Here is a 26,420-nt window from a genome sequence, read left to right as displayed (position 1 = left end):
AAGGAGAGGATCGCATGGAAACGTTCGGGCGGGGTTGCCTGTACATCATTGTCGGGATCATCATACTCTTCGTGCTTGCGTTTATCTTTGGAGGCACGATTCGCATTCCTTGGTTTATTTTGATTCCGCTTGTCCTATTCGCCTTTTGGATTGCCTCGAAGAAAAGCAATAAATAAGGGTGCAGCTCTTAGGGCGCCGGACAATTGCATGAATACTTGGCAACATCGGTTGCATCAGACCCTGACTTTGAATATAATAAATAGTAATGTTTTGCATAGGAACAAGCGATGACGGAGAAAAGTACGCAGTGCCTTCGTACAGGGAGAGAACGCCGGAGATTGAGAGCGTTCTTGCGAAATCCAGGCTGCCGAAGTTCGCTCCTGAGCATGCGTCTGAACCGGACCGGTCTAAGCAGCCGCGCCCATAGTAGGAACGCACGGGTCCCGCCGTTACAGGGTCTAGAGGAATAGCGCGCCGTTCTGGCTGCGCCGTTCGAATTAGGGTGGTACCACGGTTCTTCCGTCCCTTCGGGGAGGAAGGGCCTTTTTTTATGGATTCCGGCAGCTATCAGCCGGGCGACACTATTAGGGGGCGATGAATGTGAAGGCAAGACTGGAGGAGCTGCGTGCTGAGGCGCTGCAGGAGCTGCAGGGCGTGGAGACGCCGGCGGCGCTGAATGACCTGAGGGTCAAATATTTGGGCAAAAAAGGCGCATTGACGGAAATATTGCGCGGCATGGGCGGATTAAGCGCAGAGGAACGCCCTGTTATTGGACAAGTGGCGAATGACGTGCGCTCAGCCATCGAGAGCGTCATTGAAGAGAAGGCTGCGGCATTCCAGGAAGCAGAGACGAACAACCGTCTGATGGCGGAGACGATCGATGTGACGCTTCCGGGCAAGCCGCTGCCTACAGGCTCGGTGCATCCGCTGAATAAGGTAGCACAAGAGATCGAGGATATCTTCATCGGCCTTGGTTATTCCGTTGCGGAAGGACCGGAAGTGGAGATGGACTATTACAACTTCGAAGCGCTTAATTTGCCCAAGAACCATCCTGCCCGCGATATGCAGGATTCCTTCTACATTACAGATGACATTCTGATGCGCACGCAGACATCCCCAGTACAGATTCGGGCGATGGAGGCGAAGGAAGGCATGACGCCTGTGAAGGTGATTTGCCCCGGCAAAGTATACCGCAGAGACGATGACGATGCGACGCATTCGTTCCAATTCAATCAAGTGGAAGGTCTTGTCGTTGGCAAAGGCATACGGATGAGCGATCTGAAGGGCACGCTGCTGCAATTCGTTCAGCAGATGTTCGGCCCGCAGGTTCAAATCCGTCTGCGTCCAAGCTTCTTCCCGTTCACAGAGCCTAGCGCCGAGGTTGACGTGACTTGCGTGCAATGCGGCGGCCACGGCTGCCGGATGTGCAAAGGCACGGGCTGGCTGGAGATTCTGGGCTGCGGAATGGTTCACCCTTATGTTCTGGAGAAGGGCGGATATGATCCGGAGGAAGTGACAGGCTTTGCGTTCGGAATGGGCATTGAGCGTATCGCGCTGCTGAAATACGGCATTGACGATATTCGCCATTTCTACACCAACGATCTGCGATTCCTGGGCCAGTTCGCCAGAATGTGACGATAGAATAGAAGGGACGAGAGAAGATGAATGTATCCTATCAATGGTTGAATGAATATATCGAGCTCGACGGATTGACAGCGGAGGAGCTCGCGGAGCGTATGACGCGCGGCGGCATTGAGATCGACGTAGTGGAATCCCGCAACAAAGGCGTATCCGGCGTCGTAGTCGGGTATGTCAAATCGAAAGAAAAACATCCCGATGCCGACAAGCTGAATGTCTGTAAGGTGGATGTCGGTACAGGCGAAGAGCTGCAAATCGTATGCGGCGCCAAAAATGTGGATGCGGGACAAAAGGTTCCGGTAGCGGTGATCGGCGCCGTGCTGCCTGGCGACTTCAAGATCAAGCGTGCGAAGCTGCGCGGCGTTGAGTCGCAAGGCATGATCTGCTCCGCCAAGGAGCTGGGTCTGAATGACAAGCTTCTGCCGAAGGATCAGCAGGAGGGCATTCTTGTGCTGCCGGCGGCTACGGCGGTTGGAACGCCAATCAGCGCGGTGCTGGGCATTGACGATGAGGTGCTTGAGCTGGATTTGACGCCGAACCGCTCCGATTGCCTAAGCATGCTGGGCGTAGCTTATGAAGTGGGCGCGCTGACCGGGCGCGAGGTGAAGCTGCCAAGCGGGTCCGTGCATGATGCTTCTCTGAAGACGGAAGGTCTTGTAAGTGTTGAAGTGACTGCAACGGAGCAATGTCCTCATTACTCCGCGCGCTATATTAAGGACGTGAAGATTGGTCCGTCTCCCCAATGGCTGCAAAATCGCCTGATGGCGGCAGGCATTCGTCCGATCAGCAACGTCGTTGACGTAACGAACTTCGTAATGCTGGAATACGGACAGCCGCTGCACGCATTCGACGCTGACCGTGTTGCAGGCGGACGAATCGTGGTCCGTATGGCGAAGGAAGGTGAGACGATGCTGACGTTGGATGACCAGGAGCGCCGTCTGGAGCCGCATATGCTGGTCATTACGGACGGCAGCGAGCCGATCGCTCTTGCCGGCGTGATGGGCGGTGCGAATTCCGAAGTAACGGAGAGCACGGTCAATATTATTCTGGAGTCCGCACGCTTCGATGGAGGCACTGTACGCAAGACGTCCCGCCAGCTTGGCCTTCGTTCGGAATCGAGCGTACGCTTCGAGAAGGAAGTGGATCCGTCACGCGTTATTCCTGCGCTTAACCGTGCTGCTGCGCTCATTGCCGAGCTGGCTGACGGTTTAGTGACCGATGGGATCGTGGAGTCCGTCTCCCAGCCTGTTGCGCCTAGCAAAATATCCGTATCGCTGCAAAAGATTAACGGTTACCTGGGGACGGAGCTGTCGAGCCTGGAGGTTCGCACGATCTTCGGACGCCTTCAATTCCCTTATGAGGTGGGTGCCCAGGATGAATTCCAAGTTGAAGTGCCTACGCGCCGCGCCGAAATTACGCGTGATGTAGACTTAATCGAAGAAGTAGCCCGTCTGCATGGCTATGATAATATTCCGACTACGCTTATTTATGGAGACGTTATTCAAGGCTCCCTGACGAAGCCGCAGGCGATCCGCCGCGAGCTGCGCAAGCGTCTGACGGACTCCGGCTTGCATGAGGTGATCAATTACTCCTTCACAAGCCCGGCAAGAACGGAGCTGTTCCCGTCGCTGACGGAGGAAGCGAAGCCCGTCCGCTTGGCGATGCCTATGAGCGAGGAGCGTAGTGTGCTTCGCACAGCGCTGCTAACCCAGCTGGCAGAGACAGCCGTGTACAACCGCAATCGCAAAAACGAGTCTGCCGCGCTGTTCGAGATCGGCAGCGTCTTCCATACCGATGAAGAACAGCTGACCAGACTGCCGCAGGAGAAGCATCGCTTCGCTGCGCTGCTTACGGGCAACCGGACGGCGTCTGCATGGAACAGCAAGGCCGTCGCGTATGACTTCTATGATGCGAAGGGCATCGTCGAGACGATCGTGGAAACCCTTGGCCTAACGGATAAGATCAGCTATGCTCCGGCGCAGCCAGCCCACTTCCATCCGGGCAGAACGGCTTCCATTACGCTAGAGACAGCAGCAGGACCGGCCGTAATCGGCTATGTTGGCCAGTTGCATCCCGCGCTGCAAGTCGAGTGGGATCTGGCGGATACGTACTTGATCGAGCTTGGGCTTGATGTGCTTTATGAGGAAGCAAGCTTCGAGATCGAATACAAGACGCTGCCGAAGTATCCGGCGATTGAGCGGGATATCGCCGTTGTCGTCGATACGGAAGTAGCGGCGGGCAGCTTGACGGCGAAAGCCTGGAGCACGGCAGGAGAGCTGCTGGAGTCCGTTCGCGTGTTCGACGTCTATACGGGCGAGCGCCTCGGAGCAGGCAAGAAAAGCGTTGCGCTGTCGCTGGTTTACCGCCATGCGGAACGCACATTGACAGATGAAGAGGTGACTTCGCTGCATAGTCAGGTCGTCCAGAATTTGGAACAATCTTTTGGAGCAGAATTGCGTAAGTAGGCAGGAAACATCCAAAGCCGCATCGAATTAGTTCCTAGTGAACGTCGATGCGGCTTTTTATACCGGTAGAGGTGAATTCCGGACGTTTTTTAGAAGCAGGCGACGTGGCAACAACGTGATTTGGATGATAGGGGGATACGACTTCATGGATGGAGAACAAACTGTTGTAACCGTTGACATATATGGTATTCAATACAAAATTAAGGGTCACTCCAATATCGAATATATGAAAAGAGTAGCCAGTTCAATCGATGAGAACATGAAGAAGCTGGCGAAGACGAACCCTCGACTCGACATGCAGAAGCTCGCGGTATTAGTTGCAATGCAGACGACGGAGGACGTATTCCGGCTCCGGCGCGACAATGCTCGCTTACAGGAGGAGGAAAGCCGCGCGATCGAGACTCGCCAGCAGCTGGAGTGGGAGAAGCATCGCAACGGGGAACTGGAAGCGACGCTGGAGAAAACGAAGCAAGCGAATGAAGAGCAGATCCGGGAGCTGAAAGCGGATGCCGATAAGCAGCTTGAAGAGCTGTTGGCCATGGCTGAGGAGCAGAAGCTGGCAGCGCAGGCGTCGGCAGAAGAATCCATCAAAGCCGGTGAAGAGCGTGCGTTACGGTTGAAGCGAGAGCATGAGGAAGAGGTCGAGCGGATGAAGGAAGCGCTCGCGGTGGAGAAGAAAACCGAGCTGGTACAGCTGAAGGGCAGACTGGAGACAGAGCTAGCCAAGCTTGGCCAGGAAAAGGAGCGAGTAGTCGCAGAGCTGACCGGCGAACGCGACCGGCTGTTGGAAGCCGGCGACGCGGAGCGAGAAGCGCTGCTTGCGGCGCATAAGTCTGAGCAGGAGAAGCTGCGCGAGGAACTCCAGTCGGAGAACGCCAAGCTACTGGAAGAGTACCGGATCGAGAAGGAGCTGCTGCAAGAGGAGCTTCAGGCTTTGAAGGGGAGGCAGCTGGAAGAGCTTCAGGCCGAGAGAGCGAAGCTGGAGGCGGAGCATGAAGCTGCCAAACGGAAGCTGCAGGACGACTTGGAGAAGGACAAGCAGCAGCTCGCGGCGACCCAGCGGACGGAGAAGGAGAAGCTTGCAGCAGGACATATGGCGGAGAAAGATGGACTTCTAGCTTTCCATCAGGCAGAGCTCTCGAAGCAGGAGCAAGCTGCGAAGGAAGAATTGGAGCGCCGCAGAAACGGCTGGCTGGAGGAGCGAGGCAGGCTGGAGGCCCAAGTGGCGGAATTGCAGCAGGCCGCGGAAGCGGAGAAAGCGGCTTACGAGAATCGAATCGCGGTAGCGGACGAGCAGCTCTCGCAAGCAATGGAGCAAGAGGAGGCACTGCGGTCCAACATGGCTCAGCTGGAGCAGGAGCAGCAGGCATACACCGAGCAATTGGACGAAGCGGCGGACCAAGCAAGCGAATTCGCGGAAGAACGCAAGCGGTGGGCTGCAAGCCAGGAAGAGCTGAAGCAGCAGCTGGCGAATGATTATCAAGCTCGCGCAGTTGAGCTCGAGCAGCAGTTGGATGCCCTTCGGAAGCGTCTCGTGGCGGCTGAGGAAGCAGAGCGGGCTTTGCAGGAGCAACTGGATCAATTGGGTTACAAAGAGCTGGAGCTTGCCGAGCAGTTGGAGCGATATCGGGCTTCGGAGCAGGAATGGCAGGCAAGGCTTGCGGATAGCGAAGCGGCTGAGCGCGAGTGGCAAGCAAAATGGACACAGTGGCAGGCTGCCGAAGCCGAGCTTCAAAGCGAGTTGGAGGCTAAACGAGGCGAGGCACAGACGCTGGCATCCAAGCTGGAGCAGCAGCGGAAGGAAACCGAGGAGTTCGTTGCTATGCTGGAGCTGGAGCAGAACGAAGCGCAGGAACTGAGGTCCAAGCTGGAGCTGTCTCAGCAGGAAGCGCAAGAGCTGGCATCGAAGCTGGATTCGACGCAGAAGGAAGCGCAAGAGCTGGCATCGAAGCTGGATTCGACGCAGAAAGAAGCGCAGGAGCTGGCAGCGAAGCTGGATTCGGCGGAGAAGGAGTCGCAGGAGCTAGTATCGAAGCTGGATTCGACGCAGGAGGAAGCGCAAGAGCTGGCATCGAAGCTGGATTCGGTGGAGAAGGAAGCACATGAACTAGCAGCGCAGCTAAAAGCGGAACAGGATGAAACGCAACTGCTTGCCGCCATGCTGGAAGAGCGGGAAGCTTCGGAAGGCAAGCTGAAGAGGCAGCTTGAGCTTCAACAGCAGGAACAGGATGAAATGAACGAGAAGCTGGAGACGCAGCATCAGGCCGTTATTCGCGAGCTGCAGGAGCAGTTGGAGCTGCTTCAACTGGTCGAAGATGAATTGTCTGCCAAGCTGTCCGAGAAGGAAAGCGCAGCCAGAGAGCTGGCTGCTAAGCTCGCGGAGAAGGAGAAGGCGGAAGCCGAGTTGTCCGCTAAGCTTGCCCGACAAGAGGAGCAAACGGAAGAACTGTCTGCCCGTGATGAGGAGCAGAAGAAGCAGGCAAGCGAGCTGACTGTGAAGCTCGGGGAGCGGGAGAGTGCAATCAGCGAGCTGTCGGCTAAGCTTCAGTCGCAGGAAGCGGCTTTGCAAGAGCAAGCTGTGAAGGCCGAGCGGCTGGAAGCTGCCGAGCAAGAGCTGTTGAAGCAGCTTGATCAACACAAGCAAGACGAGGCATCGCTTAAAGCGAAGCTGGAAGCGGATCAGCTCTCAGCCCTGCAGAAGCTGCAGGTGAAGCTGGATGACCAGCTTGCCACAGAACAGGAACTGCTTCAGCAGTTGGAGTTTACGGCAGCACGCGAGCGTATCGCCTCCAGCCAGCTGGAATCGTCGATTGAACAGCAGGAGCAACTGAGCCGTCAACTGGAGGAGCAGCAGGAGCGAATGGATGAACTCGAACGAGAAGTCAAACAAGCCAAACGCTTGAAAGAAGAGCTGGAGCTGAAGGAAGAGAGCTTGCGAGAGCAGATGGAGCTGGCCATTCGTGAGGCGGCTTCCGCATCAAGCAGCCAGGATCAGTGGGAGGATCAAATCGCCGATTTGCAGCTTGAGCGTGATGAAGCGGCGAGACAGACATCCCAGACTGCCAAGGAATATGAGGCGCTGAAGAATGAGCATCATAAGCTGAAGATTGAATACTCCAAGCTGCAGACGGAATTTAATGAATGGATCGAACTGATCGAGCAGAGCTAGCTATCGTAACCGGCTTTATCAAATTCCTAATGGACAAAGGCACACAGCCCTATGAAATTAAAAGCCTCCGGTTCCTCAATTAATGAGGGCTCGGAGGCTTGTTGTATCTTCGTCCATTATCCGTAAGAATGTATCGTGCCGGTAGGGCCGCCGAATGACAGGCTGGCCAATCGTACGATATCCGGCGTGACGATTGCGGGGTCTTTGCCTGTGGCATGCATTTCCGTGCGAAGCGTGCCCGGGTTGTAGAGATTGACGAGAATGCCATGCTCATGCTCCTCGTCTGCTACCGTGCGGGTCAGCGATTCCAGTCCAGCTTTGGCTGCACTGTAGGCGACGAAGCCTCCCGCGCCGTTACGAGACAGGCTGGATGTAATATTAATGATACGACCATATTTCTGTTTCCTCATGGCAGGCAGCACAGCCTTGGTCAGCAGGAAGGGACCGGTTAAATTGGTGGCGATTTGATTTTGCCATTCTTCGGAGGTTAGCTCGAGTACGGAGCCTTGCTCCAGCACTGCGGCATTATTAAGCAGAACATCAATACGCTCCCAATGCTGCAGGACAGCGTTAACCGCTTTTTCCACCTGCTGCTCGTCAGTTACGTCGGCGCCAAGGACCAGCGCAGGTCTTCCGGTTCGCTCGGCCAGAGCCGAGGAGGTTTCTTCCAGCTTATCGATTCGTCTGCCCAGAAGCACGACTCTCGCCCCTGCGTCAGCGAAAGCAATTGCGGATGCCCGGCCAAGGCCGCTTCCAGCTCCGCTGACTAATGCGACACGTCCATCCAATACGCCCATTTGCATTCCTCCATTCGCGAGGTGTTGTGAACTTATCTTATCAGAGCAGGCTTGGCATTGGAAGGGCTCCTTCATCTACGGATGATTGGAAGCGGGGATTGGCGGTAATTGAGATTGAATATAAAAAGAAGGCCGCGTATTCTGTTCATAAAAACAGAATTCGGACCTTCCCTGTATTCTATCTTATTCTACAATAAGCTTGGCTTTCATCTGGCCATGTCCGCTACCGCAAGGAACGTTGCAGATCATATCGTAGGTGCCTGGAGCGTCAAATTTAACAGCTACAGTCTTTTTGTTACCGATATTGTAATCGGTTTTTAGAATGCTCACGCCATGTATACCGCCAGCCGATTTGACGGTCAGATCGACAGTTTCGCCAGCTTTGATTCGATATTCCTTTTGATCGAACTCATAGTTTTTCGCCGTAATCACGACTTCGGAATCGGAAGCTGATGCTTCGTTGCCAGCGCCATTATTCGCCGAACCCGTCGTTTCTTTACTATTATCGGAGTTGGCGCCGCAAGCCGCAATAACGAGGGCGAGTGCGAGCATAGATGCGAATACAAGCCATTTTTTCATCATTAAGTTCCCCTTCCAACGCTTTTTCAGGTTTTGTTTTAATCAGATTCCCTTTCATTTTAACCTAAATGTTGGACGTATAAAGCCGTTGTCGTGACAACACTATGACAAAGTGATGAACTTGTGTTGAACAAAGTATGGTTTCATGAAAAAAGCCCCTGCCTGCTTGGCGCAACAGGCGGGGCTTGCATATGGTATAGCGGTTTGACTGATTAATCGTTACGCCGTCTGCCAGCTTCATAAGGAGTGCTGACGGGAATGAACAGGTCGATAATCCCGATGACCAGCGCCGCCAGGATCGCTCCAAGCCAAGTTACAGTCACGCCTCCGACAATGAATTGAGCGATCCAGATGACCGCTGCGCTAGCTATGAAGCCAACGATGCCGCGTCCGAACGGTGTCACTTTTTTGCCGAATATGCCTTCAATGATCCAACCTAGAGCAGCGATAACCAGAGCCAGGAAGAATGCGCTCCAGAATCCGCCGACGCTGAATTGCGGCACGATAAAGCCTACCACCATCAAGACGAGCGCCGAGACGATAAAACGGACCACATGTCCAAGAAAGGTCATATCTAATTCCTCCTAATCAAATGTGTGTGGGAAGCTGGAATAGCCGATAATGGTTCTTGTGGGTTCAATCTTTAGTGTTGCCAAGGGTGCCGGGATTATGTATGGTACGAATTAATCTAAACCATCCTCTCCTCGTGCATCGGCATACAGCTTCGGCTATAATATAAGGGCGAGAGGAGTGTTAAAAGTTGGACGCCAAAATATTGATGACATTGGAATATCCAAAAATTATAAATAGATTGACCGCTCACGCCAGCACGTCGCTGGGGAAAGCAGTCACGGAGAGTCTGCAGCCTGTGACAGAGCTGGAAGACGTGAAGCTGCTGCTGCAAGCGACCGAAGAAGCCTATGCCGCAGACCGATTGAAGGGAAGCGCTCCCTTCGGGGGCGTGGCCGACATTAGCGCTCCGCTTCACCGAGCGCGTATCGGCGGCACACTGAATCCGCAGGAGCTGCTGGACATTGCTTCCACTTCGCGCGGCGGGCGCAGGGTGAAGAAGCATATCGAGATAATCGACGAGGAGCATCCCATCCCGATGCTGAAGGCGCTGTCGGAGGGAATCAGCGAGCACAAATCGTTGGAGGATGCTATATTCGCTTGCATTGACGAGCAGGCGGAAGTGCTGGACAGCGCCAGCTCCGAGCTTGGTGCGATTCGCCGGGAACTGCGAACGGGGGAATCCCGCATCCGCGAGAAGCTGGAGGCGATGATCCGCTCCTCTTCTGTGCAGAAGATGCTGCAGGATGCCATTATTACGTTGCGCAACGACCGGTATGTCATTCCTGTGAAGCAGGAGTACCGCTCCAGCTTTGGCGGACTGGTCCATGATCAGTCTGGTTCCGGCGCTACTTTGTTTATTGAACCGGAAGCGATTGTGGCGATGAATAACCGTCTTCGCGAGATGAAGGCGGCAGAGCAGCGCGAAATCGAAAAAATTCTCCAGAAGCTGACGGCGCATGCCGCGGAATATGTGGAGGACTTGCTCGTGAACCTCGATCTGTTGGGACAGCTTGACTTTGCTTTTGCGAAGGCGCGGCTCGCCCATGTGATGAAGGCGACACAGCCGCGCATGAATGACCGTGGCTTCCTGAAGCTGAAACGGGGCCGGCATCCGCTGATCGATCGGGACAAGGTTGTTCCGCTGGATGTAGAGCTGGGCAATCAGTTCACGGCTATTATCGTGACAGGGCCGAATACAGGAGGCAAGACCGTCTCGCTGAAGACGATCGGCTTGCTCAGCCTGATGGCGATGTCGGGGCTGTTCGTCCCGGCGGAGGATGGCAGCCAGCTATGCGTCTTCGATGCCATCTATGCCGATATCGGCGACGAGCAGAGCATTGAGCAGAGCCTCAGTACATTCTCCAGCCATTTGACTAATATTATTCGCATTCTGAACGCCATGACGTCGAAGAGCCTGGTGCTTCTTGACGAGCTTGGAGCGGGTACAGATCCGGCGGAGGGTTCTGCTCTTGCAATCGCTATACTGGAGCATATTCATGCGCTGGGAAGCCGTATTGTGGCGACCACACATTACAGCGAGCTGAAGGCGTACGCTTACAACCGAAAGGGCGTTATTAATGCCAGTATGGAATTCGATATCGCCTCGCTTAGTCCGACTTATCGGCTGCTTGTCGGCGTCCCGGGTCGAAGCAATGCATTCGCAATTGCGGAGAGGCTGGGGCTGCAGCGCCCCATCATCGACCATGCGCGCGGTGAGGTAAGCGAAGAGGATCTGCGGGTCGAAAATATGATTGCGTCGCTGGAAGAGAATCGGCTTAGCGCCGAATCGGAGCGTCAATCGGCGGAATCTCTGCGCTTGCAGATGGAGAAGCTGCGCGCCAAGCATGAAGAGGAGCGCCAGCGATTCGAGGAGCAGAAGGAGAAGCTGCTTCTGAAAGCCAAGGAAGAAGCGAGGGAAGCTGTCGCCAAAGCGAAGCGAGAGGCAGAGGAGATCATTGCCGAGCTCCGCAAGCTGGCGATGGAGGAAGGCGCATCCGTCAAGGAGCATAAGCTCATTGAAGCGCGCCGCAAGCTGGACGAGGCGATGCCGGAGCAGCCAAGCGCGAAACGCAAAGGCAATGCGGCGGGCAAGCCGCAAAAAATCGAAGCCGGCGATGAAGTTATGGTCTATAGCCTGAATCAGAAAGGTCTTGTGGTCGATATACATGGTACAGACGCTACCGTTCAGCTTGGCATCATGAAAATGAAGGTAGCCTTGAACGATATGGAGCTTGTGAAGACGAAGGCGCCGGAGAAGGCGGTTCAGCCGAAAGCAGCGGCTAGCCTAACGCGTACAAGAGACGATCATGTCCGCATGGAGCTGGATCTCAGAGGCGAGAATCTGGAAGAGGCTATTATGGAAGTGGACCGATTCCTCGATGAGTCCTTCCTTTCGGGCTTCGGTCAAGTGTATATTATTCATGGGAAGGGCACAGGCGTGCTTCGAACGGGCATCCAGCAATATTTGCGCAGGCACTCGCATGTGAAGAGCTTCCGCAACGGCAACTACGGCGAAGGCGGTATTGGCGTAACCGTTGCTGAATTGAATTAGGGGGGAACGTTCATGGGAACGGAGATCGATAAGCTGCTCGACAACCCGTATGCGGCGACGCTCGCCTTTGTATCGGTTACGGTTTTATCGCTTATCGTATTTTTATCTTGCTTTGAGCTGGTAACCAAATACAAGTGCTGGGGAGAGATCAAGAAGGGAAACATGGCAGTGGCCATGGCGACCGGAGGCAAAATCTTCGGTATATGCAACATCTTCCGCTTCTCGATTGAATCCAATGATTCTATTTATCATTCTTTGCTGTGGGGAGCATTCGGCTTCATTATCTTGCTGGTCGCCTACTTCTTGTTTGAATTTTTGACGCCCGTATTCCGTATTGATGAGGAAATTCAGAAAGACAACCGGGCAGTCGGTTTTATCGCTATGATTATTTCCGTATCGCTTTCTTATGTCATCGGGGCGACGATTATCGTGTAGAGCTGGAGGCCTTAAGCATGAAATATTTGTGGGTGACGCTGCTGGTCGTGTCTATTCTGTTTTTTATTGTAGGTATTATTTATTGGATTAACATTTAGAGAGGATGTACCCCTATGCAAGAACAAGAAAGTCAGGTATGCCAATGGTGCCTGTCGGAGATTATTTGGGATGAAGAGGTTGGCCCGGAGACGCATTGCCCGCATTGTGAAAACGAACTGAGCGCCTACCGCTCCGTGCAGGTCGGACTTGCACGCGACGAAGAGCAAGGGAATAGCGAGGATGACAGTGACGAAGAGGATTGGCAGGACGAAGAGGACGAGCCAGATACAAGCTGGATGAATGATGAAAATGGATTCCGCGGGGGCAACCGCAGCATGTTGGCGGCCGAAGGCGTTATTCAGCGTATGATCGACGAGCAGCTTGAAGTGCCGGAATGTCCGGCATGCCGGGAGTATATGCTCGAGACAGGCACGCAAAAGGTAGGTGGAGAGGGGTACAAGCCTTCGGAAAATGGGGCGATCGGTATTTCCGTATTGCCTAATCCGCATACGATCCATCTGTATGTCTGTCCATCATGCTATCACACAGCGTCCTTCTTAAGTCTGCGTGACCGAGAAGAGATGGTGAGCCGACTGGAGGCCCATTCCTAGAACTGCTGCCAATATTGGACGGGCATGGGTGTACCGGCATCAGGGCATGTTACAAAACGAATGTCTAAGCACGGAAATGATCGTGTTCTGGAGGTGTCGTTTTGGCAAAAGCATTGGAGAAGCAAGCAATTCTGCTCCTTGTTGTACAAGCCCTGTACGGATTTTCAAGTGCATTATCCGGTACATTCGTTCCCGTCTATCTATGGAAGTCGAGCGGCTCGTATATGATTATCGGCTGGTTCACGTTCGCCCAATTCGCGCTGGGAGGCTTGACGTTCTGGCTTGCGGGTAAATGGGTGAAGGAGCATAACAAGATGCACAGCCTGCGGACGGGCATTGCCTTGTCCGGTATTTTTTATTGCGTCGTTCTGCTGCTCGGCAATGGAGCCAAGGATTGGGCTGTCCCGCTTGGCGTGCTGAGCGGGGTTGCCATGGGCCTGTTCTGGCTTGCCTTTAATGTCGTATACTTCGAGGTAACAGATCCCGACACGCGCAACCGGTATAACGGCTGGGCGGGCCTTCTCGGTTCTGCGGCAGGTATTATAGCTCCGTGGGTATCTGGCTTGATCATTACGTCCATGCAAGGCGAGAAGGGTTACCGCATTATTTTCATGCTGTCGCTGGCTATATTCGGGCTGGGCGTCGTGCTCAGCTTCTGGCTTAAGAAGCGGCATGGGGAAGGCCAGTATGAATGGACGCTTGGCCTGAAGCAATTAATGGAGAAGGGAAATCCATGGCGGAGATTGTTTCCGGCGATTGCGGCGCAAGGAGTCAGGGAAGGCGTCTTTATGTTTCTTGTCGGTTTGACCGTCTATATCGCGACGCGTACCGAGAGCAAACTGGGCCTCTATTCTCTTATCACGTCGTTGGTCGCGTTGTTTAGCTTCGGCCTGGCGGGCAGGTGGATGGGCAAGCTGCGGCTGACATGGTCGATGCTGGCAGGCGTGGTCATGATTGCCGCCGTTATATTGCCGTTGTTTTGGGAAGTGTCGTATTCTACTTTGTTGTTGTTCGGCATTGGCACTTCGCTTTTCCTTCCCTTCTATATGATCCCGATGACGACCAAAGTGTTCGATGTGATCGGCCGCAATCAAGAGAGCGCCGCTCACCGGGAAGAATTTATCGTGTTGCGGGAGATGGCGCTAACGTCAGGTCGATTGCTTGGATTGACCGCATATTTGATCGTTATACCTCACTATCATTCGCCGAGGGCGATTACATGGCTTATGCTCGCAGTTGGTCTCGTGCCGATTGCCGGTTGGTGGTGGATGAGACCTTTTTTGCAGCAGGGAGTAACTCGGCGGCGGACGGCCGCAGATCGAATAGGAAGATGAACGGAGGCAGGATGACTATTGGCTAAAGCAGTGTCTGATGTGACTCAATTGATCGGTCATACGCCGATTGTGCAATTAAACCGGATGGCGGAAGAAGGAAGCGCAGATGTGTGCGTGAAGCTGGAGCGCTTCAATCCAAGCGGCAGCGTCAAGGACCGAGCCGCTTTCTCGCTGATTCAGGCAGCGGAGCGGGAGGGCTTGATCAAGCCCGGTGATACGGTGATCGAGCCGACTAGCGGCAATACGGGGATTGGACTTGCGATGACCGCCGCCGCAAGAGGCTATAAGATGATCCTGATTATGCCGGACAATATGTCAGCGGAGCGAATCAAGCTGCTGCAGGCATACGGCGCGGAAGTCGTGCTGACTCCGGCAGCCGAACGGATGCCGGGCGCAATCCGTAAGGCGGAAGAGCTTCGTGCGGGCATTCCCGGCAGCTTCATTCCGAATCAATTCGAGAACAGGGCTAATCCGGATATTCACCGTACCACAACTGCACTGGAGATTATGGATCAATGCGAAGGGCGTCTGGATGCCTTCGTCGCAACTGCCGGTACCGGCGGTACGATAACAGGAACCGGAGAAACGCTGAAGGCGCTTGTCCCCGGTCTTTATGTAGCGGTCGTTGAGCCGATGGGCTCTCCTGTCTTGTCGGGCGGCCAGCCGGGTCCGCATAAGCTGGTAGGCACGAGCCCAGGCTTCGTGCCAGCCATTCTGAACACGTCCGTCTATGATGAAATTATTCAAGCTTCCGACGAGGATGCTTTACGCACGATGCGCGATCTTGCCCGCAAGGAAGGCATTCTGGTAGGACCGTCTTCCGGTGCTTCCGTATGGGCGGCCATGCAGATAGCGAAACGTCTTGGCAAGGGCAAGCGCGTTGTTTGTATTGCGCCTGATACAGGCGAGCGTTACTTAAGCATGGATGTGTTTTAATCCCTCTCTTTTATCCTCTTAGTTATCATTTTTTACCTCTCTATATGCATTTTGGCATTCGCTTCTGGGCAACCTTTTGGTTGTGAGGAAGTGAATGCCATGAAAGTAAAACCCTTCGGAATAATTCCGTCTATCGCCATATTGATTTTAACGGTCGGCCTGGTCAACCACGTGCTGATTGTCCCCATTCTGCTGAGCTATGCAAAGCGCGACGCCTGGATGGCTGTTATTTTCGCCTTTATCGTCATTTTGCCCTGGACAGCCATCCCTTTTTTCAACCTGCTCAAAAAACTTAATCACCAAAGGTTTGACAAGTGGCTGAAGGACCGTGTGCATCCTGTTATCGCATGGATCATTATCGGTTATTTTCTGCTGGTGCTGTTCCTGGTTGGTTCGGAGACCTTAATCGTCACGTCGTCATGGACGGGAACGACTTATCTGCCTAACACGCCTACGTATGTTGTTGCATTCGTGTTTCTTGCCCTTTGTCTGTATGCTGCCTGCATGGGGCTCCGAACAATCGCCTTCATGAGCTGTCTGCTTGTGCCTTTGGTCGTGTTGCTTGGCGATTTCGTCATGTCCACGAACATGCCTCATAAGGATTACCGTTATATGCTGCCGATGCTGGAATTCGGCTTTTCGCCTGTTGTGAGGGCTTCCATCAACTGCCTGACGGCATTCAGCGAGCTGTTTATGCTTTTGTTCATGCAGCATCACTTGAAGAAAAGCTATAAACGGTGGCATCTGGTGGTTCTCATCTTTTTCTTGGGCTTGCTGGCTATCGGTCCTTTGACTGGCGCTATAGCCGAGTTTGGTCCGATTGAAGCGGAGAAGATGCGTTATCCTGCATTCTCGCAGTGGAGGCTGGTGTCGATCGGCCGTTATTTCGAGCATGTCGATTTCTTTGCTATCTTTCAGTGGCTGTCCGGTGCTCTCATTCGGGTGTCGCTGGCGATATACCTCATCCTGGAGTTTAATCCGCTTAGCCGATTGAGACACAAGTGGATTGCTCCTTCTATTCTTGCCGTCTTGCTAGGAGGCATGGCGGCTTACTGGACGAATCATATGATCGAGTATCGGGTGATGATCGGTTTTGGATTCCGGTATTTCGGCGTTGTAACGATGAGTTTAATCATCGCGATCTATGCCATCAGCTTTCTGAAGAAAAGGCGGGTGAGACAATGAGCGGCACTATGCAGATGGAAGAACCGACAGGAGATAACAGGCGGCATAAAGAACGGCTTACCTTGGCAAAGTTTCGGGATCGGATCAAACCGTGCAACGATGTAATGGAGCAGACGGTGCAAATCGGGGGGAGCCGGGAGCATTTGGCTTATATCTATTATTGTGATGGACTAATTGACAGCCAGATGTATCATCTCGGTCTGCTGCCGACGCTGGAGAAGTGGAAGCATATTCACGAGGCGCCGGTGTCGCCGGAAAGCTCGGGGGAAAGCCATCCCAGCCGGATCTTCGTTCCGCTTGACCCTGACGACCCGGATCATATCTACGCCCGTCTGTTCGCAGGAAGCGTCATTGTTACCTTCTCGGACGAGGAAGGCTTCTACGAATGCAACATTGCGAACCAGCCTGCGCGAACACCCGAGGAATCCTCGATGGAACTGTCGCTTAAAGGGCCAAGAGATGGCTTTGTCGAGCAGTTGTCGGTCAATATTGCGCTCGTGCGCAAGAGACTCCGAACACCAAACTTGCATATTGAATACCACAAGGTCGGCACCGATACCCAGACGGAGATTGCGATCATGCATATGGAGGATCAAGCGCCGCCCGGGCTTGTGGACGAGGTCAGACGGAGAGTTCAGTCTCTGCATCTTCCGTCTGTGAACGGGGCGGGAGAGCTGGAGGAGCGGTTATCCGACCGTCCGCTGGCGCTGTTTCCTTTGCTTGACTACGTAGGCAGGCCGGATTATGTCGTGCAATCCCTGATGAAGGGGCGATTCGCGATTCTGGTCGACGGCTCACCGGCTGCCTTGATCGGCCCGGGAAATCTCTTGCTGCTGATCAAATCTCCAGAAGACACCCATCTGCCGTATTACTATGTGTCGCTGGAGCGTCTGCTTCGGATTTTAGGCTTGCTGATGTCTCTCTTCCTGCCCGGCTTCTGGGTTGCATTGTCGTCTTATAATACGGATCAGGTGCCCTTTACACTGCTGGCGACGGTTACGATTTCACGTATCGGCTTGCCGATGTCCGCGACGATGGAGATGTTCCTGATGCTGACGCTGTTCGAGGTATTCCGCGAAGCCGGTGTGAGGTTGCCCCGTCCGGTCGGTCAGACTGTCTCCGTCGTCGGCGGCCTTATTATCGGAGATGCGGCCATCCGAGCAGGCATGACCTCACCTACCATGCTTGTTGTGGCGGCGGTATCGGCCGTCTCCACATTCACGTTGGTGAACCAGTCGCTGGCGGGTTCTGTCAGCCTGTTCAGGGTTGTGATTCTCATTTTATCCTCTATTTTAGGCATGTTCGGATTTTTTGTAGGCATGTTCGGACTGCTTTTGTATATGTGCTCACTTGAATCGTTCGGACAGCCCTATATGCAGCCGATTGCGCCGCTCCACATCAAGGATGCCATTTCTTCGCTGGTTCAGAAGCCGTGGAAGCTGAATTCCAATCGGAGGAAGCGGTCATGAGCGGACGGAAGCTGAGAAGAAGGTCTGCATGGACACGGAGGATCACGACAGTGGCGCTTGCGCTCGTCTGCATCCTGCTAACCGGCTGCTGGGATGAGGTGAATTTGCAGGATGTCAGCTATATATCGGGAATGGGCGTGGATTACAAGGACGGACAGTACACCATCTATACTCAGATGATTAATTTTGGCGCTGTAGCTAAGACAGAGTCGCCGCAGCCGCAATCCCAGAAGATATGGATCGGTCAAGGCAAAGGAGATTCCGTACTGCTTGCCTTTTACAATTTGAGCCGGGGCGGTTATACGACGCTTAATCTGGAGCATCTCAAAACAATCGTGGTGCATGAGCGGGCGCTTGGCAAAATTGCGGATGTGCTGGACGGGCTGAACCGGCAGCGCGCCTCACGTTATACATCGCTGCTCTACGGCACGAAAGAGCCGCTAGAATCTATTTTTACGACGGAGAACTTCTTTGACCAGTCGCCGCTGAACAGCATCCTGTACATGCCGGGACCGCATGACGTGCAATACACGTTCACAAGACCGCTTAAGATGCAGAATGCCGTTCAGCAGCTTAGAGAACCGTCCATGACAACGCTGCTGCCTGCGCTGAATACGACGGAGGCTTACTGGCAACACGGCAGCAAAAAAATGAATACCCAACTTATCGATGGCATATTCGTGTTCAAAAATTTCAAGTATCAGGGCTATGCGCGGGAGAAGGAGCTGCCTGGCATCCGCTGGCTGGACGAATCATTCGACAAGGTGTTCGCGAAGGCGGGGGGCGGCGAGCAAGAAGCAACAGTCTCGATAACGGAGTCGGACCATAGGTTTCGCATCGATTCGTCGGCTCCTGACAAATCGATCTTTCGCTTGACTGTGCAACTGAAGGGGCATGTGGTGGAATTAGACGGACAAATGACCGAGCGCGAAATTGTCGATTCGATCGAAAAGAGAGTCAGGGAAGAGATCGAAGCCACGTACCGCTTCGGCCTTGAGCGGGGAATGGACATCTATCATCTGGAGCATTATTTGTACCGTTATCACCACGGTTATTGGAAGAACCATGTCAAGGGCAAGGACTGGACGCCGCAGAAGGATCAGCTGGCGGAAATCGAAGTTAATCTAGATTTAACGGATTCGGGCAAATTTCAATTGACGAGCGGCACATAAAATAAGGGAATTGGCTCATAATACGGAAGTCAGCATTTCAAGAGCAAAGGAGGGATTACCATGCTGCAGCCTATGACAGCGAAGGAACTGGAGTATATTGCAGATTCCATGTCCAATGAGGACCTGCTTATGAAGCAATGCGCGGCGGTCGTCTCGGTCGCCACAACGCCAGCCATCAAGAACTGCTGCTCCCAGATGATCCAGATGCATCAACAGCATTATGATTCGCTTATGCACGCGATTCAGCACCATCAGCAGATGGCGCCTACCCAGCCGCAATAACTATATCGTATTGGAGGGAATAAGATGAATCAGCAATCGCAATCCATACTGACGGAGGAAGATCTGGCTTCGACGGTGTTGTCGGATCTGAAGCGCGTCGTTCGTGAATACGCGACAGCGGCTACGGAGTCTACCTGTCCGGATATTCGCCAAATGTTCACCAAGCTGCTCGACAATACGCTGAAGGCGCAGGGACAGCTGTTCCAAGCCATGCAGCAAAGCAATATGTACAATACGGCATCCCCGGCGCTTAGACAAGAGCTGGACAAGCAGGCGCAGCAATACAAGCAGACGGCGCAAAAAACAAAGCAGCAGCTTCAGCAAGCACTTAACGGATCGCAGCAAGGATCATTCTTCAATCCGAGTCAGCAGCAGCAGTCCGGTCAGCAGCAACAGCCATATTATAGCTAAGACCCTTCGGGGTCTTTTTTATTGCACAAATTCTTTGCAGGAAAAGGGGATTAGGTGTAATATATTTTTTATAACCGCAGGCGAGCTGGAAGGAGCTTTGGCATGAACGAATTACAGTTAAAAGTATTGGAACTGCTGAAGGAAGACGCCCGCAGGGACGCGGAGCTGATCGCGACCATGCTGGATCATCCGGTAGCGGAAGTGAAGGAAGCCATTGCCGCGATGGAGCAAGACCATATTATCGTCAAATACGCGACAGTTGTGAACTGGAGCAAGGTGGACGACGAGAAGGTAACGGCCTTGATCGAAGTGCAAATTACGCCTGAGCGGGGGCGCGGATTCGAAGGCATCGCCGAGCGAATCTATCTGTACCCGGAAGTAAAATCGGTCTACCTGATGTCAGGAGCCTACGATTTGCTGGTAGAGGTTGAAGGGAAGACGCTGAAGGAAGTCGCTTCGTTCGTGTCCAACAAGCTGTCGCCGATTGATGCGGTGCTTTCGACCAAGACCTTTTTCATATTGAAAAAATATAAACAGGACGGCATCATCTTCGAGGAAAACGAAGGTGACCATCGGTTGATGGTTTCGCCGTAACATAAAGGGTGATGGTGATGATTAGAGAGAAATCGCAAGGAACCTCCATCCCTGTGCAGCGTCAATCGATGGCTGACTATTTGTCTCCTCTTGTTCGAGACATCAAACCGTCGGGAATCCGCCGGTTTTTTGATTTGGTCAGCACGCGCAAGGATATCATAACGCTTGGTGTTGGCGAACCGGACTTCGTTACGCCATGGCATGTGCGGGAGGCGGCTGTATATTCACTGGAGTCTGGCAAGACCCAGTATACGTCGAATGCGGGAATGCCCGCGCTTCGGGAGGCGATCGGGCAATACTTGAATGACTCTTTCTCGGTCGAATATGATCCGGCAAGTGAGGTAATCGTGACGGTAGGGGGCAGTGAAGCGATTGATCTGGCGCTCCGCGCGCTCATTACGCCGGGCGATGAGATTCTGATTCCCGAGCCTTGTTATATTTCTTATTCACCGATAACGGCTCTGAGCGGCGGCGTGCCGGTTGGCATCGAGACATTCGCTGTTGATAACTTCAAGCTGCGGGCGGAGCAGCTGCAAGCCGTAATTACGCCGCGCTCCAAAGTACTTATCTTATGTTATCCAAGCAATCCGACCGGCGGCATCATGACCTATGAGGACTGGCTGCCGATCGCGAAGCTTGTGGAAGAGAACGATCTGATCGTCATCTCGGACGAAATCTATGCTGAGCTGACGTACGGTTCCAAGCATGTCAGCTTCGCGGCGATGCCGGGCATGAAGGACCGGACTATTCTGGTTAGCGGCTTCTCCAAGGCGTTCGCGATGACGGGCTGGCGGATGGGTTATGCTTGCGGGCATACCGATATTATTGCTGCCATGCTTAAGATTCATCAATACACCGTTATGTGTGCTCCGGTTATGGCGCAATATGCGGCGCTTGAGGCGCTCCAGCATGGCTTGGAGGAAAAGGATCGCATGGTCGAGTCTTATAATCAGCGGCGCAGGCTTGTCGTGAAGGGCTTCCGGGAGATCGGGCTGGAATGCCATGAGCCGCAAGGCGCCTTCTATGCCTTCCCATCGATCGCATCAACCGGAATGTCGAGCGAGACATTCGCCCAGCGGCTATTGGAAGAAGCTGGCGTCGCGGCGGTGCCGGGTGATGTATTCGGCCTAGGCGGCGAGGGGCATCTAAGATGCTCGTATGCGACATCCGTTACACAGTTGACCGAAGCGCTAGACCGCATCGGAAATTTCGTGCATCAATTAAAGCAAGGCTAGCCGATCAGCAGGTCAGGAGTCTCTCCGGCCTGCTGTTGCTATAAGCGGAGCTTCAAGGTTAATGGGCGGTACTGGGGCTTACGCCCGTTCGAAGAACTAGGAGGGAACAGATGAGGTTATATACAAAGACCGGAGACAAAGGCCAAACGTCGCTTATTGGCGGCAGAGTTGGCAAAGATGATATCCGCGTAGAGGCGTACGGCACAATTGACGAGCTGAACAGCTTTGTAGGCCAGGCGCAAGCTGAAGCGGCGAAGTATGAATCGCTCCAGGAAATGGCTGGCTATTTGCTCGATATTCAGCATGAGCTGTTCGATTGCGGTTCGGATTTGGCGTATGCCAAAGAAGGTGTTCCGTATAAGATGAATGGCGAGCCGGCCCTGCGGATGGAGGAGTGGATTGATCGTTACATCGTGGAAGCACCTGAGCTCACGCGCTTTATTCTGCCTGGCGGCAGCGCGTTATCATCCATGCTCCATGTGTGCAGAACGGTATGCCGCAGAGCGGAGCGCCGGGTTGTTACTCTATCGGGCGAGCATGCGATTAATCAGGATGTACTGATCTACTTGAACCGGCTGTCCGATTATTTCTTTGCAGCAGCCCGCGTCGCCAACTACAAGCTTGGGGTGCCTGACACGGAGTATATCAGAAGTGCGGAAGTATTCCGCAAGGGCAAGGCGAAGACCAAGAGCGTTAACGAGGAGAAAGGCTGAAGCTGCAATGGAACATGGGAACGAGCGCTACTACGCCCCGCTTGTCGTCGAGGTGACGGATGCGGATGACGGCAAGCAGATTCGAACGATACTGGAGCGGAGGCTTGGCGTCTCCCGCAAGCTGCTCTCCCAGGTGAAGCTGACCGAACACGGGCTAACACTGAATGAGGAGCGGGTTTATACGACGGCGATTGCGAAGTCAGGCGATACGATCCGTCTTCGGATGGAGCAGGAAGAGTCCGAGGACATCTTGCCCCAGCCCATTCCGATAGAAGTGGTCTATGAAGATGATAGCTTGCTGATCGTGAATAAGCCGGCGGGCATGATTGTTCATCCGACACATGGCCATTATACGAACACGCTAGCCAATGGTGTTGTCCATCATTGGAAGGAGAGGGGAGAGCGTGTCCGTTTCCGGCCGATTCACCGGTTGGATGAGGAGACGTCGGGGCTGGTCGCCATTGCAAAAACAAGCTATGTGCATCAGCAGCTCTCGGAGCAGTTGCAAGCGGGAACTGTTATGAAGCTATACCGCGCTTATGTATATGGCGTGCCTGTGCCTGCAACCGGTACCATCAATGAACCAATAGACCGGGATGATGAGCAGCCGCATCTGCGTGTAGTAAGGCCGGACGGTTATCCGTCCATTACGCATTATGAGGTCATCGCCTCGTACCCTGGAAGGGAAGGGACGACGGCCGCTTCAGTTAGGATGAAGCTGGAGACGGGACGAACCCATCAAATTCGTGTACATATGCGTCATATCGGGTGTCCGCTTATTGGGGACAAGTTCTATGGACCGGAGCATAACAACCGCATAGAAGAGTGGGAGCTTGCCGCAGGACGCCATGCCCTCCATGCGGAAATGCTGGGGTTCGTGCATCCGATCAAGAAAGTGCCGATGGAATGGCAAGCGCCTCTGCCTGCGGAGCTGGCGAGGCTGGAGAAGCTGCTTGGAGCGGATGAAACCAGCAGTCCCACTAGTACATATCGGAAGGAGAACTTAGAGTAATCATGTCAGAACGTAAAGTAACGATTATCGAATATCCGAAATGCAGCACATGCAAAGCGGCGATCAAATCGCTGAAGGCCAAAGGAAATGAGGTCGCGACTCGTCATATCGTAGAGGATACGCCTACGGCTAAGGAACTGAAGGAGCTGCTGCAAATCAGCGGCATGGACATAAAGAGGCTGTTCAATACGTCCGGCGAGGTTTATCGCGAGCTTGGACTGAAGGACAAGCTGCCGGGAATGACGGATGATGAGAAGCTGGAGCTTCTCGCTTCGCACGGCATGCTGATTAAGCGTCCCATCGTAACGGACGGTAAGCAGGTAACGGTGGGCTATAAGGAAGACCAGTACGAACAGGTTTGGGGCCGGTCATGATGGATACAGGCAAAGCTTGGCGGTCTGAGCGGCTGTCGGCGCTCGGCTCGTCCATCTTCTCGGAAGTGGCGGCATGGAAGGCCGCAGCAGCCAGGGAGGGTAAAGATATAATTGACCTTGGCATCGGCAGTCCGGACCAGCCGCCTACGGAGAAGGTCAGACGCGCCTTGGCGGAAGCCGCGCTTCAGGCCGGCAACTATGCGTATCCTGCAACCAAGGACGGCATGCCCTTCAAGGAAGCGGCAGCGGCCTGGATGAAGCATCGCTTCGGCGTCACCGTAGATCCCGCAAGCGAAATGGTCACGCTGCTGGGCTCGCAGGACGGGCTTGCCCATCTGGCGATGGCCATCTGTGATCCTGGTGATGCAGCCTTGCTGCCGAATCCGGGTTATCCCATCTATGCAGGCTCGCTTGCGCTGGCAGGGGTCGAAGCGATCCTGATGCCACTGCGGGAGGAGAACGGTTATCTTCCCGATCTGGATGCCATCTCTGTGGAAGAATGGCAGCGTTCCAAATTCATCCTGCTTAATTATCCCAATAACCCGCTGTCCGCTGTAGCCGATCTGGCGTTCTACGAGAAGGTGCTGGTGAAAGCGAAGGAGCACGGGGTGCTGGTCGTTCATGACCTTGCTTATTCCGAGATGGGCTTTGATGGCAATGAACCCCCGAGCATTCTGCAGTTGCCTGGGGCATCAGAGCAAGCGGTAGAATTCCATTCGATGTCCAAAAGCTTCAACATGGCGGGCTGCCGAATCGGCTTCCTTACGGGCAACCGGGAAGCGGTGGGGGCGTTGCGTGAGCTGAAGGCGAATATCGATTATGGTGCCTTCTATCCGGTTCAGCAGGCGGCGGTTGTGGCGCTTCAAGAAGCGATGGCTGCGCCGGACAAGCCGAAGGTAGGCAAGCTATACGAGCGCAGGCGTGATCTGTTCCTGGACGCGCTGCGTGCGGAAGGATGGGACATGAAGCTGCCAAAAGCGACAATGTTCGTATGGGCGCAGCTGCCGAAGATGGCTTGGGACACGGGAGTGGCGTGGACCTCCAGAACCATTTCCCAGGAAATGCTTAAGGCAACGGGTGTTGTCGTCGTGCCTGGCGAGGCTTTTGGCACAGAGGGAGAGGGCTATGTTCGTATCGCGCTTGTCGAGGACGAAAGCAGGCTGTTGGAAGCAGCGGCACGAATTGGACGATTTATCCGGGGAGAGCTTGTGATAAAATGATCGTAATGGAGCATTTGTATGAAGCGAATGCTTGCTTATGACGAAGTTAGGGGTTGAATGGTTTGAGCGAACAAAGACTTCTGCTTGTGGACGGGATGGCGATTCTGTTCAGAGCTTATTTTGCAACATCGTTTACGGGCAGCATTAGACGGACAAGCTCCGGCTTGCCTGTCAATGCCGTACACGGTTTCGTCCGTTATTTCATGGATGCGGTGAACAAATTCAATCCTACCCATGTGATCTGCTGCTGGGATATGGGGAGCAAGACGTTCCGTACGGAGCAATATGACGGCTACAAGTCCAATCGGCCCGACGCGCCGGAGGATTTGATTCCGCAATTCGACTTAGTGAAGGATGTTGTGGCGAGCTTTAATGTGCCGAATGTCGGTATTGTGGGTTACGAGGCAGACGATTGTATCGGCACGCTGGCGAACCGTTTCAAGCATGAAGCCGAGGTTATCGTCGTAACGGGCGATCACGATATGCTTCAGCTTGTAGATGACTGTGTATCCATTGCCATTATGAAGAAGGGCATTGGCAATTACATGGTTTATACGCCAACGACATTGCTGGAGGAGAGACAGCTAACGCCGCAGCAAATCATTGATATGAAAGGGTTAATGGGCGATACGAGCGACAATTACCCTGGCGTTCGCGGTATCGGCGAGAAGACGGCGCATAAGCTCATTCTGGAGCATGGATCGATTGACGGCTTGCTCGCGAATCTGGATTCCGTATCCAAGACGGTCCGGGCGAAGATTGAAGCTGATCTTGAGATGTTGCATCTGTCGCGCCAGCTTGCGACGATTCATTGCAACGCACCGCTGGACACTGATATGAGCCTATGCGGTTGGAGCTATGACCGAAATACGGTGCTGAACAAGTTCGAAGAGCTGGAGTTCAAGAGTCTGGTTGCTTTAATCAGTTAGTTAAAAAACGATGATGATATGGAGGGCAGAAAGCTATCCAGCTTGTTGTTCCATAGCAAATCGCATGTACACAAAAACCGTTCCTTTTCCAAATGGCAGGTTGTGCCTCCATTTGAAGAAGGAGCGGTTTCTTTTTTATTATCCCTTGTGGCTAAGGTAAACAGAGCAAGAAAATGTTCTGGAGAAGCGGAGCGTTCGCCTTTGTATTCGGATTTCATCCGATATATGTTCTTCTGGGAATCTGGATACAACAGCGATCGTAAGCATATTTTCTTGCGCAGTGGGCGCCCTCAGCTATAAGTCACACGATCTGAAATTTTGCAGCCGAAAATGATTAGTTACGATTTTTTCGGGTTGTTTTCCTCCCTTACCCCCTCCATGGCTGAGAGCAAGCGGAGCAAGAAAATGTTCTGGAGAAGCGAAGCGTTCGCCTTTGTATCCGGATTCCAACCTATACACATTGTTCAAGGAATCTGGATACAACAGCGATCGTAAGCATATTTTCTTGCGCAGTGGGCGCCCTCAGCTATAAGTCACACGATCTGAAATTTTGTAGCCGAAAATGATTAGTTACGATTTTTTCGGGTTGTTTTCCTCCCTTACCCCTCCATGGCTGAGAGCAAGCGGAGCAAGAAAATGTTCTGGAGAAGCGAAGCGTTCGCCTTTGTATCCGGATTCCAACCTATACACATTGTTC

General features: G+C 53.6%; 24 protein-coding genes and 1 other annotated feature. Of the genes, 21 read left to right on the top strand and 3 right to left on the bottom strand.

Translation table 11 applies throughout. The features are described 5' to 3' along the window. Window positions 1-14 precede the first annotated feature (14 nt). The 4 genes from ACFVSO_RS19060 to zapA all read left to right on the top strand — a co-directional run bounded on the left by ACFVSO_RS19060 (window position 15) and on the right by zapA (window position 7,272). Window positions 15-176: a hypothetical protein gene (locus tag ACFVSO_RS19060; RefSeq protein WP_387476474.1), complete on the top strand. Its 162-nt coding sequence runs from the start codon at window positions 15-17 to the stop codon at window positions 174-176. A gap of 102 nt (window positions 177-278) precedes the next feature. Further along, window positions 279-530: a binding site (T-box leader), on the top strand. A gap of 70 nt (window positions 531-600) precedes the next feature. Beyond that, window positions 601-1,635 (top strand): phenylalanine--tRNA ligase subunit alpha, encoded by a 1,035-nt coding sequence (gene pheS / locus ACFVSO_RS19055; protein ID WP_387476472.1) that lies wholly within the window; start codon window positions 601-603, stop codon window positions 1,633-1,635. Window positions 1,636-1,661: 26 nt separating this feature from the next. Then, window positions 1,662-4,103 carry a phenylalanine--tRNA ligase subunit beta gene (pheT, locus tag ACFVSO_RS19050; RefSeq protein ID WP_387476470.1) on the top strand — a complete coding sequence of 814 codons (2,442 nt, stop codon included), beginning with the start codon at window positions 1,662-1,664 and terminating at the stop codon, window positions 4,101-4,103. Between the two features lie 145 nt (window positions 4,104-4,248). Continuing rightward, window positions 4,249-7,272, top strand: a complete 3,024-nt coding sequence (gene zapA / locus ACFVSO_RS19045; protein WP_387476468.1) for a cell division protein ZapA — start codon at window positions 4,249-4,251, stop codon at window positions 7,270-7,272. Window positions 7,273-7,388: 116 nt separating this feature from the next. On the opposite strand, the gene ACFVSO_RS19040 is transcribed toward zapA, so the two are convergent. From ACFVSO_RS19040 to ACFVSO_RS19030, 3 genes are all read right to left on the bottom strand, one after another. Further along, the gene (locus tag ACFVSO_RS19040) at window positions 7,389-8,069 is read right to left on the bottom strand and encodes an SDR family NAD(P)-dependent oxidoreductase (RefSeq protein ID WP_387476466.1); all 681 of its coding nucleotides are present in this window, start codon (window positions 8,067-8,069) and stop codon (window positions 7,389-7,391) included. A gap of 183 nt (window positions 8,070-8,252) precedes the next feature. Continuing rightward, window positions 8,253-8,651 (bottom strand): cupredoxin domain-containing protein, encoded by a 399-nt coding sequence (locus tag ACFVSO_RS19035; protein ID WP_387476465.1) that lies wholly within the window; start codon window positions 8,649-8,651, stop codon window positions 8,253-8,255. Between the two features lie 209 nt (window positions 8,652-8,860). Next, window positions 8,861-9,220, bottom strand: a complete 360-nt coding sequence (locus ACFVSO_RS19030) for a phage holin family protein (protein ID WP_387476463.1) — start codon at window positions 9,218-9,220, stop codon at window positions 8,861-8,863. 188 nt (window positions 9,221-9,408) lie between these two features. Here ACFVSO_RS19030 and ACFVSO_RS19025 point away from each other — a divergent pair, with 188 nt between their 5' ends. The 17 genes from ACFVSO_RS19025 (at window position 9,409) to ACFVSO_RS18945 (ending at window position 25,723) form a co-directional block, all read left to right on the top strand. Continuing rightward, window positions 9,409-11,772, top strand: coding sequence for an endonuclease MutS2 (locus ACFVSO_RS19025; RefSeq protein WP_387476461.1), 2,364 nt, complete (start codon window positions 9,409-9,411; stop codon window positions 11,770-11,772). Window positions 11,773-11,784: 12 nt separating this feature from the next. Beyond that, complete coding sequence (locus ACFVSO_RS19020) at window positions 11,785-12,207, top strand: DUF350 domain-containing protein (RefSeq protein ID WP_119798728.1); 423 nt, start codon at window positions 11,785-11,787, stop codon at window positions 12,205-12,207. Window positions 12,208-12,320: 113 nt separating this feature from the next. Then, complete coding sequence (locus ACFVSO_RS19015) at window positions 12,321-12,857, top strand: hypothetical protein (RefSeq protein ID WP_387476458.1); 537 nt, start codon at window positions 12,321-12,323, stop codon at window positions 12,855-12,857. Window positions 12,858-12,958: 101 nt separating this feature from the next. Beyond that, the gene (locus ACFVSO_RS19010) at window positions 12,959-14,191 is read left to right on the top strand and encodes an MFS transporter (protein ID WP_387476456.1); all 1,233 of its coding nucleotides are present in this window, start codon (window positions 12,959-12,961) and stop codon (window positions 14,189-14,191) included. A gap of 18 nt (window positions 14,192-14,209) precedes the next feature. Further along, window positions 14,210-15,127: a cysteine synthase A gene (cysK, locus tag ACFVSO_RS19005; RefSeq protein WP_387476454.1), complete on the top strand. Its 918-nt coding sequence runs from the start codon at window positions 14,210-14,212 to the stop codon at window positions 15,125-15,127. Window positions 15,128-15,226: 99 nt separating this feature from the next. Further along, window positions 15,227-16,312 (top strand): GerAB/ArcD/ProY family transporter, encoded by a 1,086-nt coding sequence (locus tag ACFVSO_RS19000; RefSeq protein WP_387476452.1) that lies wholly within the window; start codon window positions 15,227-15,229, stop codon window positions 16,310-16,312. Then, window positions 16,309-17,781: a spore germination protein gene (locus ACFVSO_RS18995; protein ID WP_387476450.1), complete on the top strand. Its 1,473-nt coding sequence runs from the start codon at window positions 16,309-16,311 to the stop codon at window positions 17,779-17,781. Before ACFVSO_RS19000 ends, ACFVSO_RS18995 begins: the two co-directional genes overlap by 4 nt. Beyond that, window positions 17,778-18,953, top strand: a complete 1,176-nt coding sequence (locus ACFVSO_RS18990; RefSeq protein WP_387476448.1) for a Ger(x)C family spore germination protein — start codon at window positions 17,778-17,780, stop codon at window positions 18,951-18,953. The genes ACFVSO_RS18995 and ACFVSO_RS18990 overlap by 4 nt, the downstream gene beginning before the upstream one ends. 60 nt (window positions 18,954-19,013) lie before the next feature. Then, a complete protein-coding gene (locus tag ACFVSO_RS18985; RefSeq protein ID WP_387476446.1) occupies window positions 19,014-19,235 on the top strand; it encodes a hypothetical protein in 222 nt (73 codons plus the stop codon). A gap of 24 nt (window positions 19,236-19,259) precedes the next feature. Continuing rightward, window positions 19,260-19,646: a spore coat protein gene (locus ACFVSO_RS18980; protein ID WP_387476444.1), complete on the top strand. Its 387-nt coding sequence runs from the start codon at window positions 19,260-19,262 to the stop codon at window positions 19,644-19,646. 102 nt (window positions 19,647-19,748) lie between these two features. Next, window positions 19,749-20,240 carry an Lrp/AsnC family transcriptional regulator gene (locus ACFVSO_RS18975; protein ID WP_387476442.1) on the top strand — a complete coding sequence of 164 codons (492 nt, stop codon included), beginning with the start codon at window positions 19,749-19,751 and terminating at the stop codon, window positions 20,238-20,240. Window positions 20,241-20,257: 17 nt separating this feature from the next. Further along, entirely contained in the window at window positions 20,258-21,475 is a 1,218-nt protein-coding gene (locus ACFVSO_RS18970; RefSeq protein WP_387476440.1) for an aminotransferase class I/II-fold pyridoxal phosphate-dependent enzyme, read from the top strand. Between the two features lie 110 nt (window positions 21,476-21,585). Then, window positions 21,586-22,188, top strand: coding sequence for a cob(I)yrinic acid a,c-diamide adenosyltransferase (locus ACFVSO_RS18965; RefSeq protein ID WP_387476438.1), 603 nt, complete (start codon window positions 21,586-21,588; stop codon window positions 22,186-22,188). 7 nt (window positions 22,189-22,195) lie between these two features. Beyond that, window positions 22,196-23,200, top strand: a complete 1,005-nt coding sequence (locus ACFVSO_RS18960) for an RluA family pseudouridine synthase (protein WP_387476436.1) — start codon at window positions 22,196-22,198, stop codon at window positions 23,198-23,200. Between the two features lie 2 nt (window positions 23,201-23,202). After that, window positions 23,203-23,574, top strand: a complete 372-nt coding sequence (locus tag ACFVSO_RS18955; RefSeq protein WP_387476434.1) for an arsenate reductase family protein — start codon at window positions 23,203-23,205, stop codon at window positions 23,572-23,574. Next, window positions 23,571-24,794, top strand: a complete 1,224-nt coding sequence (locus tag ACFVSO_RS18950; RefSeq protein ID WP_387476432.1) for an aminotransferase class I/II-fold pyridoxal phosphate-dependent enzyme — start codon at window positions 23,571-23,573, stop codon at window positions 24,792-24,794. The genes ACFVSO_RS18955 and ACFVSO_RS18950 overlap by 4 nt, the downstream gene beginning before the upstream one ends. Window positions 24,795-24,856: 62 nt before the next feature. After that, a complete protein-coding gene (locus tag ACFVSO_RS18945; protein WP_387476430.1) occupies window positions 24,857-25,723 on the top strand; it encodes a 5'-3' exonuclease in 867 nt (288 codons plus the stop codon). Window positions 25,724-26,420 lie beyond the last annotated feature (697 nt).

The sequence above is a fragment of the Paenibacillus sp. NPDC057967 genome (genome assembly GCF_042887015.1).
Lineage (GTDB): Bacteria > Bacillota > Bacilli > Paenibacillales > Paenibacillaceae > Pristimantibacillus.
The sequence above is the reverse complement of the archived record's forward strand: the minus strand, read 5'-3'. Positions and strand labels throughout refer to the sequence as shown.

Bases quoted from the DNA above. Each gene is read 5' to 3' on its own strand.
- ACFVSO_RS18970 (WP_387476440.1), top strand. From the start codon at position 20,258: ATGATTAGAGAGAAATCGCAAGGAACCTCCATCCCTGTGCAGCGTCAA.
- ACFVSO_RS19040 (WP_387476466.1), bottom strand. From the start codon at position 8,069: ATGGGCGTATTGGATGGACGTGTCGCATTAGTCAGCGGAGCTGGAAGC.
- ACFVSO_RS18975 (WP_387476442.1), top strand. From the start codon at position 19,749: ATGAACGAATTACAGTTAAAAGTATTGGAACTGCTGAAGGAAGACGCC.
- ACFVSO_RS18990 (WP_387476448.1), top strand. From the start codon at position 17,778: ATGAGCGGACGGAAGCTGAGAAGAAGGTCTGCATGGACACGGAGGATC.
- ACFVSO_RS19015 (WP_387476458.1), top strand. From the start codon at position 12,321: ATGCAAGAACAAGAAAGTCAGGTATGCCAATGGTGCCTGTCGGAGATT.
- ACFVSO_RS18950 (WP_387476432.1), top strand. From the start codon at position 23,571: ATGATGGATACAGGCAAAGCTTGGCGGTCTGAGCGGCTGTCGGCGCTC.
- ACFVSO_RS18995 (WP_387476450.1), top strand. From the start codon at position 16,309: ATGAGCGGCACTATGCAGATGGAAGAACCGACAGGAGATAACAGGCGG.
- ACFVSO_RS18985 (WP_387476446.1), top strand. From the start codon at position 19,014: ATGCTGCAGCCTATGACAGCGAAGGAACTGGAGTATATTGCAGATTCC.
- ACFVSO_RS18965 (WP_387476438.1), top strand. From the start codon at position 21,586: ATGAGGTTATATACAAAGACCGGAGACAAAGGCCAAACGTCGCTTATT.
- zapA (WP_387476468.1), top strand. From the start codon at position 4,249: ATGGATGGAGAACAAACTGTTGTAACCGTTGACATATATGGTATTCAA.
- ACFVSO_RS19000 (WP_387476452.1), top strand. From the start codon at position 15,227: ATGAAAGTAAAACCCTTCGGAATAATTCCGTCTATCGCCATATTGATT.
- ACFVSO_RS19035 (WP_387476465.1), bottom strand. From the start codon at position 8,651: ATGATGAAAAAATGGCTTGTATTCGCATCTATGCTCGCACTCGCCCTC.
- ACFVSO_RS19060 (WP_387476474.1), top strand. From the start codon at position 15: ATGGAAACGTTCGGGCGGGGTTGCCTGTACATCATTGTCGGGATCATC.
- pheT (WP_387476470.1), top strand. From the start codon at position 1,662: ATGAATGTATCCTATCAATGGTTGAATGAATATATCGAGCTCGACGGA.
- ACFVSO_RS18960 (WP_387476436.1), top strand. From the start codon at position 22,196: ATGGAACATGGGAACGAGCGCTACTACGCCCCGCTTGTCGTCGAGGTG.
- ACFVSO_RS18980 (WP_387476444.1), top strand. From the start codon at position 19,260: ATGAATCAGCAATCGCAATCCATACTGACGGAGGAAGATCTGGCTTCG.
- ACFVSO_RS18955 (WP_387476434.1), top strand. From the start codon at position 23,203: ATGTCAGAACGTAAAGTAACGATTATCGAATATCCGAAATGCAGCACA.
- ACFVSO_RS19030 (WP_387476463.1), bottom strand. From the start codon at position 9,220: ATGACCTTTCTTGGACATGTGGTCCGTTTTATCGTCTCGGCGCTCGTC.
- ACFVSO_RS19020 (WP_119798728.1), top strand. From the start codon at position 11,785: ATGGGAACGGAGATCGATAAGCTGCTCGACAACCCGTATGCGGCGACG.